A 9,148-nucleotide genomic window follows, 5' to 3' on the forward strand; every position below is an offset into this window, starting at 1 on the left:
AAGCCCAGCTCATGACCGCCTCAACGACGCCCATCCCCTCCGCGCCTGATCCCATGGTCGTGGCCGAGACCCTGACCACGCTCATGCAGAACGCCGCCGCCGCGGTGCGGTCGACGATAGCCCAGGCCGCGACGCCGCAGACGCTGCCCTACGACCCCACCACCCTGGCCAGGGCGATGATCGACTTCAACACCTCGGTGATGATGCGGCCGGCCACGCTGTTTGAAATCCAGGCGAAGAACTGGAACGACTGGACCGCCCTGTGGCGGACCATGGGCGAACGGGCGATGGGACAGGAGGCGGCCCCCGTCGCCGCTCCGGCCAGGGGGGATCGTCGGTTCTCGGACCCGGCGTGGAGCGACGAGCCGGTCTATGACTATCTGAAGCAGGCCTATCTGCTGGCCGCGCGCCAGCTGCAGGAGTTCGTCGCCGCCGCTCCGGTCGACGAGGAAACCCGAGCCCAGGTCGACTTCGCCAGCCGCCAGATGATCAACGCCCTGGCGCCGACCAATTTCGCCCAGACCAACCCGCAGGTCGCCCGCCGAATGGTTGAAACGGGGGGGCTCAGCCTGCTGACCGGCGTGTCCAACCTGCTGGAAGACATCGGCAAGGGGCAGGGACTGGTCAGCCGCCGCGCGCCCAATGATTTCGAACTGGGCGTCAACGTCGCCGCAACGCCCGGCGCGGTGGTGTTCAGGAACGAGCTGATGGAGCTGATCCAGTACGCGCCCACGACCGACAAGGTCTATCGCCGGCCGCTGCTGTTCGTCCCGCCGCTGGTCAACAAATACTATCTGTTCGATCTCACTCCGAAGGCCAGCTATCTGAAATGGCTGGTGGACCAGGGTCACACCGTCTTCGTCATCTCCTGGGCCAACCCGGACGAGAGCCACGCCGACAATGGTCTGGACGCCTATGTGAAGGACGGCGTGATCGCCGCCATGGACGCCGTCCAGAAGGCGACCGGCGAGCCGGACGTCGATCTGGTCTCCTACTGCCTGGGCGGGACGCTGTCGGCGATGACGCTGGCCTATCTGGCGGGAACGGACAGCGCCGAGCGCGTGGCGTCGGCGACGCTGATCGCGACGCTGGTCGATTTCGGCGACATGGGCGAGTGGTCGGTGTTCACCGGCGACGCCGACATGAAGGCCTTCGACCGCTATCTGGACGAGAAGGGCTATGTCGAGGCGCACGACCTGACCAAGCTGTTCTCGACGGTGCGCGCCAATGACCTGATCTGGTCGTCGGTGGTGAACCACTATCTGCTGGGCGACGAGGCGCGGGCCTCGGACCTGCTGTGGTGGTTCGACGACGGCTCGCGCATACCCGCCCGGATGCTCAAGGAGTACGGGGCGCAGGTGCTGCGCGGAAACCGGCTGAGGGAAAAGGGCGGGGTGGCGATCGACGGCGTGGCGCTGGATCTCGGCGCGATCCGGACGCCGGTCATGATCGTGGCGCTGAAGGATGATCACGTCGCGGCCTGGAAGAACACCTATGCAGGCCGCCACTTCTTCGGCGGGCCCACCCGGTTCCTGCTGGGGGGCTCGGGACACAATGCCGGGATGATCAATCCGCCGGCGGCCAACAAGCACGGCTACTGGGTCAACGACGCGGCGCCCGACCAGGCCGACGCCTGGCTGGCGGACGCAGAGCAGAAGACCGGATCGTGGTGGCCGGAATGGCAGGGCTGGCTCGATGCGGCCGCCGCCGACGAGAAGGTCAAGGCGCGCAAGGTCGGCTCCGGCAAGCTGAAGGCCGGGGAAGCCGCACCGGGTTCCTACGTCCGCGTCCGTCACTGAGGCCTGATACGCTGGCGCGTGCAATCCCGTGAATTTGGTTTAACCCTTCTCTTTCGAGTCAGCGGCTTAGGCCCTGCTGACCGAGTGCAGGGATGGGGTATGGGCGACCGGCTTTCACGACGGCAACTGCAGTGTGTTCGACTGGCAGGGGAGGGACTCTCCAACAAGGAGATCGCCCGGCGGCTGGGCGCGACCATTTCCCCGAACACCGTCAACAACCATCTTTCGAACGCCTATAAACGGCTCGGAACATCCGACCGCTACGAAGCCGTGCGTATCGTCTCCCGGGACTACCCGCTTTCCTCCTCGTTTGTTCCCGGTCCCCTTTCCACCGCTCCATCGCCGACGTTTCCTCAGCCGGCGCCGGACGAGCAAGCTGGCGTCCCAGGCGACCGCCCGGGCCCGTCCAGCTGGTTCCTCCCGCGTCCTGACCGGCGCATCCTGGTCCGGCTCGCCCTGGTCCTTGCCTTCGCCATGGGGGCCGCGATCGTATCGATCGGAATCGTGTCTGTGATGGCGGCGACAACACGCACCGCCGCCGAACAGGCCCCTCCGGACGCCATCCGATCGCTGTCCGAGCCAGGGACCTAAACACGGAGCGGGGACGTGACCAAAGCACAGGTAGGGGCAAGGATCGCCCGAAAGATCCAGACGACCGAGCATGCGGTTGATCGAGCCATGGTGGCCGCCAGCGAGTTGCTGCAGGCCATGCTGGACGGCCGGCGCGAGGCGGCGGTCGGAGCCGATGTCGGCCATGACGAAATCAGCGATGTGGTCGCCAGTCTGGCCCAGCTGAACGGAGCCCGGGGTCTGGTGGTCCGGAGTCACGGAGGCCTGGCGCGGGTAGCCGAAAGCCTTGGCGTATCGTGGCGATTCAGCGGGCCGCATGAGCAGAAGACCGTGTCGGCGCCGACGCCGCTGGCCGCGAACGGCTGACGTGTTCGATGCCAGCTACACCCTGGCCCAGCACATCATCGGTCTGGTGAGCTTTGCGGCGATCGGACTGTTGCTGGTGTTTGGCCGGCCTGCTGAACGGATCGCGGGAACTGCTTTCCTCATCGACATGGTGGGGACGCCGCTGGTGGACCACCTGCACATCGGCGAGCTCCGCTACGGCGTGGCGATCCTGTCCATCGGGGTCTTTGCGACCCTGTTCGTGCTCAGTTTGCGGACAGACCGCTGGTGGCTGATCGCCGCGACGGGGGTTCAGCTTCTTTCAATGGGCCTGTGGGTGGCGACCGTGTTCGGCGACCTGCAGGTCTGGGGGGCGGTCACGGTCCGCATCGTCATCTGGACGCAACTGATGCTTCTCGCCTTTTTCGGCATCTGGGAGGCCCGCTCGGCTCCCTACGCCCGACCTTCAACATCAGCCGGATCCAGGGTCCGGTCGGGAGCAATAACATGAAAGCCAAACGCACCTTCGGACAGGCGACCGCGCTCTGGGAAGCCACGCGCCAGACCGCGAGCGACGATGATTTCGCCAAGCTGGAAAACGCCGAGCGCGTGATTCTCGCGCACAGGCCGACGTCGTTCGCCGACGCCGCCACCATGCTTGAAGTGGTGATGGAGCAACGGGGAGACGGTCGTAGCGACGGCCTGGACCTGCGCGCGATCGAGCGTGTCGTCTCATTGCTGCGGAATACCGCGGCTGACGCGCCGAGGCCCGGAAAGACCAATGGTTCAGGCATCGTCCTGGGCGCCAGCCGGGCCTGAGGTCGGGCGCCCGGGCTCCTGTTGCGGCGCGCGGAAGCCGTCGTTTTCCTGAACGGGAACCTGAGCAGTAGACAGCCGTTTTCGCCTTCGATTTTGGAGGAGATACGTCATGCCGACCTATGTCTTTCACCTGCACGACGGCCCGTCCGTCCCGCCCCAGGAAGAGGCGGTTGAAGCGACGGATATCGATCAGGCCCGGGATCTCGCCGAGATGCGCTTGCTGCTGGGCAACCAGTTCACCCATGTAAACGTGCTGCTGGATGGCGAGGAGAAACTGAGGTTGAAGCGCGACGGCCGCGGGTAGGGCCTCGGGATCGGAGGCGGAGTCTCCCGCTGAACCCGTTGCAGACCGCAGAGTGGCGGCGGCGGGCTTGCAACCGCCGGGCTTCAGGCGTCTTGACCCAGCCATGGCCAAACGTCCCGCCGCCCCCAGGAAGACCCTGTCCGAAGCCAATCTGGCCGCGCTGGGCGCAGATCGTCTCGCCGCCCTGCTGATCGAGGTGGCGGACGGGGACCTGAAACGCCGACTGCGTATGGAGCTGGCCGCCGAGGTCGGAGCGCCGGACCTGGCGCTGGAACTGGACAAGCGGCTGAACACGCTCGCCGGCAGTCGGGCCCGGGTGTCATGGCGCAAGCGGCCCGAACTGCTCGCGGACCTTCAGATGCTGCGGCGGATGATTGTGGGACGGCTCGGAGCCATGGACGCCAGATTGGCGCTGGACCGTCTGGTGGCCTGGTTCGATCTCTATCCGTCGCTGGCCGCGCGGGTGAAGGACCCCAAGGGCGAACTGACGCTCGTTTTCGACGCCGCCTCGGCGGATCTCGCCTCATTGGCCTCCGTGGCCGGACCCGACGTCGCGGGGCCGGTCCTCGGCGAGGCGCTCTCGACGCGGCTTTCCGAATGGGCCTCGTGGGTGGGGCGCGGCGCGGCCGCCCTGAGCCCCCCGCTGGCGCGGCGGTTGCTGGCGGATCTGACGATGGGTCGGCCCCGGCCGACGGGCCGGCTGGCCCTTGTCGTGCGCAAGCTGGCGGACAGGGCAGGGGATATCGACGCATGGGTCCTGGCCATTCCCGACGATGACCGACGCAAGCCGGAGGTCGCCTCCGAGATCGCCAGAAGACTGGCGATGTCCGGTCGTGCGGAGGAAGCGCGCCGCGCGCTCGAGGCCTCGCGGACCGAACCGCCGCAGGCCAATCGTTGGGGCCGGGCGAAGATCGCCGAGCGTCCGCCGCTGCCGGACAGCTGGCACGTCGCCGAGATCGCCGTTCTCGAGGCCGAGGGCCTGGCCGATGAGGCCAGGGAAGCGCGCTGGCGTCTGTTTGAGCGCACGCTTTCCGAAGACGCGCTCAGGACCCTGCTGGCGGGGTTGGCCGACTTCGAGGATGTCATCGCCCTGGACCGCGCCTTCGCCATCGCGACCGCCTTCGCCGATCCGATGAAAGGGCTCGCGTTCCTGATGAACTGGCCGGCCCAGCGCGAGGCGGCCGATATGGTGCTGGCCCGGCGCGATGAACTGCGGGGCGGGGTCGACGACACGCCCCTGTGGGCGGCCCGGCTCGCCGGGCGCTATCCGGATGCGGCTGTCCTGCTCCTGCGGGCGCGGGCGCGGGCCCTGGTCCGGCTGGGCGATGGCGTGACCGGGGAGGTGGAAGGTCTGATCGGCGAGGCGGAGGCCCTCGCCGGGGCTTCGGGCTCCGAAACGCTCGAACCTCACGCGACCTTTGTCGAGGGTCTGAAGGCGCTCGCCGCGCCCCGACGTCCGGTCTGGCGCTGAGGCGCATTGACGCGCGCGCGAACACGACCCGCAGGCGTCGCTACAGTCACGTTTGACGAAGGTCGCCGGGCCATGCCCTATGCCCGCTCCCGCCTTTGGCCTGAATCATTCGAAAGTCGTTTATGCGCGCTCGTCTCGTCTCTCTTGCGGCCCTTCTTGCGGTTGTCGCACCGACCCTGACCATCGCCGGCCCCGCCGCCGCCCAGACCGCAGCGGTCGCCGGCGCCAGCCAGGCGCCGGAACTTCCCGCGGCGCCGGTCTCGGACCTGGTGTCTCGCGTCAACATCCCCTGGTCGCGCTTTGTGCTGGACAACGGGCTGACGGTGATCGTCCACGAGGATCGCAAGGCGCCCGTGGTGGCGGTGTCGGTCTGGTACAATGTCGGCTCGAAGGACGAGCCGGCCGGGTCGACCGGCTTCGCCCACCTGTTTGAGCATCTGATGTTCGGCGGCTCGGAAAATGCGCCGGGCAGCTATCTGGGCCGTATGCGCAACCTCGGGCCGTCGAACCTGAACGGCACGACCTGGTTCGACCGCACCAACTATTTCCAGACGGTCCCGACCCCGGCGCTGGAACAGGCCCTGTTCCTGGAAAGCGACCGCATGGGCTATCTGCTCGGCGAGGTCGGCCAGGACGTCCTCGATCTGCAGCGCGGCGTGGTCCAGAACGAGAAGCGCCAGGGCGACAACCAGCCCTACGGCCTGTTCGAATACGCCCAGCTGGAAGCGCTCTTCCCGGAGGGACACCCCTACCGCCACTCGACCATCGGCTCGATGGCCGATCTGGACGCCGCCAGCCTGGAGACGGTGCGCAACTGGTTCCGCGAAAACTACGGCCCGAACAACGCCATCGTGGTCCTGTCCGGCGACATCGACGAGGCGACCGCCCGTCCGCTGATGGAACGCTATTTCGGCGCGATCGCGCGCGGCCCGGTGAACACCCCGGCCGAGGCCGACGTACCGACCCTGGCCGCTCCGGTCGTGGCGACCATGCATGATCGGGTGGCCAACACCCGCCTGACCCGCAGCTGGGCGGTGCCCGGCCTGCTGAGCGATGACGCCGTGCCCCTGTCGGTCGCCGCTTCCGTGCTGGGCGGCCTGGCTTCGTCCCGCCTGGACAATCAGCTGGTTCGCGGCGAGCAGACGGCCGTGGCCGTGACGTCGTCGCTGTCGGACTTCCACCGGATCGGCATCTTCGACATCTCCGTCGATGTGAAGCCGGGACAGGACGCCGCCGAGGTGGGCCGTCGCCTGGACGCGATCGTCGCCGACTTCGTCGCCCGCGGTCCGACCGAGGAAGAGGTCGCCCGCGTCGCCACCCAATATGTCTCCGGCCGCATCCAGAGCCTCGAGCAGGTCAACGGCAAGGCCAATGTGCTGGCCGAGGGCCAGCTCTATGCGGGCGATCCGGACCACTACAAGAAGGACCTGGCCGGGTACGCCTCGGTCACGCCCGCCCAGGTCACGGCCGCCATGCAACGCTGGCTGACCCGCCCGGTCTTCGACCTGACCATCGCCCCCGGCGAGCGTGAAGCCTATGCGGAAGCCGCCGCCTCTCCGTCGGGCGCCGCCCCGGTGCCGGCCGCCGAAATCCAGCGCGTCGCCCGCGATCCGATGCCCGCCATCGGCCAGGTGCCCGACCTGCAGTTCCCGGCCGTTGAACGCGCGACCCTGTCGAACGGAATCAAGGTGGTCTACGCCCACGTCGACACCGTTCCGGTCACCCGGGTGGCGGTCGAGTTCGACGCGGGCTACGCCGCTGACCGCGCGGACCGCCTCGGCGCCCAGGCCATGATGCTGGACCTGCTTGACGAGGGCACCACCACCCGCGACGCCAACCAGCTGGCCGAGGAAGAAGAGCGCCTCGGCGCCTCCGTCAACGTCAGCGCCTCGATGGACCGGACGTCGGCCGACCTGTCGACGGTGACGGCCAATCTGACGCCTGGCCTGACCCTTCTGTCGGACGTGGTGCGGAACCCGGCCTTCGCCCCCGCCGAAATCGAACGCATTCGGGCCGCGCGCCTGTCGGGCCTGGCCAGCGAACGCACGAGCCCGGGAGCCATTGCAGCCCGCGCCCTCCCGCCGCTGATCTACGGCGAGGCCAGCCCCTACGGCCGGTCCTTCACCGGCACGGGCGACGAGGCGACCATCACCGCCCTGACCCGCGCCGATCTGGTCGCCACCCACGAGGCCTGGGTGCGTCCGGACAATGCGACCATCTTTATCGTCTCGGACCTGCCTCTGGCGCAGGTGACGCCCCGGCTGGAGGCCGCATTCGGCGACTGGCGCGCTCCGTCGACGGCCAGGGGGACCAAGGACTTTGCGGCCGCCATCCCGGCCACGACCAGCCGTATCGTCCTGATCGACCGGCCGCAGTCGCCGCAGTCGCTGATCTACGGCGGAGCCGTCCTTCCGGTTTCCGGAACCGACGATCTGCTGGCGCTGAACGCGGCCAATGTGACCCTCGGCTCGGACTTCCTGTCGCGGATCAACTCGGACCTGCGCGAGACCAAGGGCTGGTCCTACGGCGTGCGCGGCAACGCCAACCTGCTCGAGCACCGGGTGCCGTACATCGTCAACGCGCCGGTCCAGGCGAACCGCACCGGCGAGTCCATCGCCGCCCTGATCGCCCAGTACGATCGCTTCCTGCAGACCGACGGCGTCACGCCGCAGGAGCTGGAGCGGACGATCAACGGCAACACCCGCTCGCTGGCCGGCGGTTTCGAGACCTCGGGCCAGATCCTGGGCGCCTTGCGATCCAACGCCCTGTACGGTCGCCCGGACGACTACCAGACCACCCTGGCCAGCCGCACCAGCGCCCTGACCGCGGCTCAGCTCGACGCCGCCGCCCGCGAAGTCATCCACCCCGAAGGCTTCGTCTGGGTGGTCGTGGGCGATGCGTCCGTGGTGAAGCCCCAGCTTGAGACGCTGGGCCTTCCGATCGAGGTTCGGTCCGCGACCCAATAGGCCTGAACCCCGTGGGCCTGTGACGATCCGAGGCGCGCCGTTCGCGGCGCGCCTCTTTTCGTTCGGCGCGCGCCCCTCGCCGCCCGATGTCATCGGCCCTTCCGTCGAGGGGCGTTCCGGGCTTCAAAGAGAGACCTTCCGAGCCCGGCGCTGAACGTGACCCATTGTCCTCCTCGATCGAGCGCGGCCGGAGCGGTCCGACACCCCCTGCCGGTTCGACTGTTCAACGGCGCCGGTCCGGCGCTGCGGCGGCTGCCCCTTGATCTGCTGTCGCTGTCGCCGGACCGGTTGATCGCCACGGCCGTCAGGAGGGCCGCGCTTGACGATTTCGGCCCGGCCGACTTCGAGACCGGGCTGGCGGTCCTGACACGGTCGGCGGAGCGCGACGCCAGACTGACGACGATCGGGCGTCTGGCGCTTCGGCAGCACATACTCAGCGCGCTCAACACGCGGCTGCTCGAGGAGCATCATCGCAGGCGCCGCGCCGTCGAGGCGGACCAGGCGGAGATCCGCCCGATGGTGATCATGGGCCTGCCCCGAAGCGGCACCACCCTGTTGCACCGGTTGCTCGCCCTCATGCCGGGGGCGCGGGGCCTGGCCTACTGGGAGGTCCGCAACCCGATAAGGCCGCGGGGCCGCGACCGCCGTCGGCAGCAGGCCCGGCGGCAACTGGCGTTGCTCGACCTGCTGGCCCCGGGTTTCCAGGCGATGCACCGGGTCGCGGCGGACGACCCGGAGGAGTGCTGGTTCCTGCTGGACAGCAGTATGACGAGCGCCGCCTTCTGGCTGACCGCGCCGGTGTACGGCTATCTCGACTGGTTCCTGGAGCAGGACCAGTCGGCGGGATACGCGAGATACCGCGACCATCTCCTGCGATTTTCAGCCGAGCGACCCG

Annotated in this window: 9 protein-coding genes; all 9 read left to right on the plus strand. The window is 68.4% G+C overall.

Annotated features, from left to right (window positions below):
- The first annotated feature begins 11 nt into the window (after positions 1–11).
- Positions 12–1,799 carry a PHA/PHB synthase family protein gene (locus tag V6M42_RS02145; RefSeq protein ID WP_332676830.1) on the plus strand — a complete coding sequence of 596 codons (1,788 nt, stop codon included), beginning with the start codon at positions 12–14 and terminating at the stop codon, positions 1,797–1,799.
- Between the two features lie 99 nt (positions 1,800–1,898).
- Positions 1,899–2,390, plus strand: coding sequence for a helix-turn-helix domain-containing protein (locus tag V6M42_RS02150; protein WP_332676832.1), 492 nt, complete (start codon positions 1,899–1,901; stop codon positions 2,388–2,390).
- 15 nt (positions 2,391–2,405) lie between these two features.
- Positions 2,406–2,735 carry a hypothetical protein gene (locus tag V6M42_RS02155; RefSeq protein WP_332660945.1) on the plus strand — a complete coding sequence of 110 codons (330 nt, stop codon included), beginning with the start codon at positions 2,406–2,408 and terminating at the stop codon, positions 2,733–2,735.
- A 1-nt stretch (position 2,736) separates the two neighbouring features.
- Positions 2,737–3,204: a hypothetical protein gene (locus tag V6M42_RS02160; RefSeq protein ID WP_332676834.1), complete on the plus strand. Its 468-nt coding sequence runs from the start codon at positions 2,737–2,739 to the stop codon at positions 3,202–3,204.
- Complete coding sequence (locus V6M42_RS02165; protein WP_332676836.1) at positions 3,201–3,512, plus strand: hypothetical protein; 312 nt, start codon at positions 3,201–3,203, stop codon at positions 3,510–3,512. The genes V6M42_RS02160 and V6M42_RS02165 overlap by 4 nt, the downstream gene beginning before the upstream one ends.
- A 109-nt stretch (positions 3,513–3,621) precedes the next feature.
- Positions 3,622–3,816 (plus strand): hypothetical protein, encoded by a 195-nt coding sequence (locus V6M42_RS02170; RefSeq protein WP_332676838.1) that lies wholly within the window; start codon positions 3,622–3,624, stop codon positions 3,814–3,816.
- A 103-nt stretch (positions 3,817–3,919) separates the two neighbouring features.
- A complete protein-coding gene (locus V6M42_RS02175; protein WP_332676840.1) occupies positions 3,920–5,287 on the plus strand; it encodes a DUF6880 family protein in 1,368 nt (455 codons plus the stop codon).
- A gap of 122 nt (positions 5,288–5,409) precedes the next feature.
- Positions 5,410–8,253, plus strand: a complete 2,844-nt coding sequence (locus V6M42_RS02180) for a M16 family metallopeptidase (protein WP_332660936.1) — start codon at positions 5,410–5,412, stop codon at positions 8,251–8,253.
- Between the two features lie 156 nt (positions 8,254–8,409).
- Positions 8,410–9,148, plus strand: a 739-nt coding sequence (locus tag V6M42_RS02185) for a sulfotransferase (RefSeq protein WP_332676843.1), incomplete at its 3' end; no start/stop codon positions are given.

Source organism: Brevundimonas sp. (assembly GCF_036677305.1).
Lineage (GTDB): Bacteria > Pseudomonadota > Alphaproteobacteria > Caulobacterales > Caulobacteraceae > Brevundimonas.

What these genes read in the sequence shown, in the direction of transcription:
- V6M42_RS02145 (WP_332676830.1), top strand. Translation starts at nt 12, where the DNA reads ATGACCGCCTCAACGACGCCCATCCCCTCCGCGCCTGATCCCATGGTC.
- V6M42_RS02150 (WP_332676832.1), top strand. Translation starts at nt 1,899, where the DNA reads ATGGGCGACCGGCTTTCACGACGGCAACTGCAGTGTGTTCGACTGGCA.
- V6M42_RS02165 (WP_332676836.1), top strand. Translation starts at nt 3,201, where the DNA reads ATGAAAGCCAAACGCACCTTCGGACAGGCGACCGCGCTCTGGGAAGCC.
- V6M42_RS02170 (WP_332676838.1), top strand. Translation starts at nt 3,622, where the DNA reads ATGCCGACCTATGTCTTTCACCTGCACGACGGCCCGTCCGTCCCGCCC.
- V6M42_RS02175 (WP_332676840.1), top strand. Translation starts at nt 3,920, where the DNA reads ATGGCCAAACGTCCCGCCGCCCCCAGGAAGACCCTGTCCGAAGCCAAT.
- V6M42_RS02180 (WP_332660936.1), top strand. Translation starts at nt 5,410, where the DNA reads ATGCGCGCTCGTCTCGTCTCTCTTGCGGCCCTTCTTGCGGTTGTCGCA.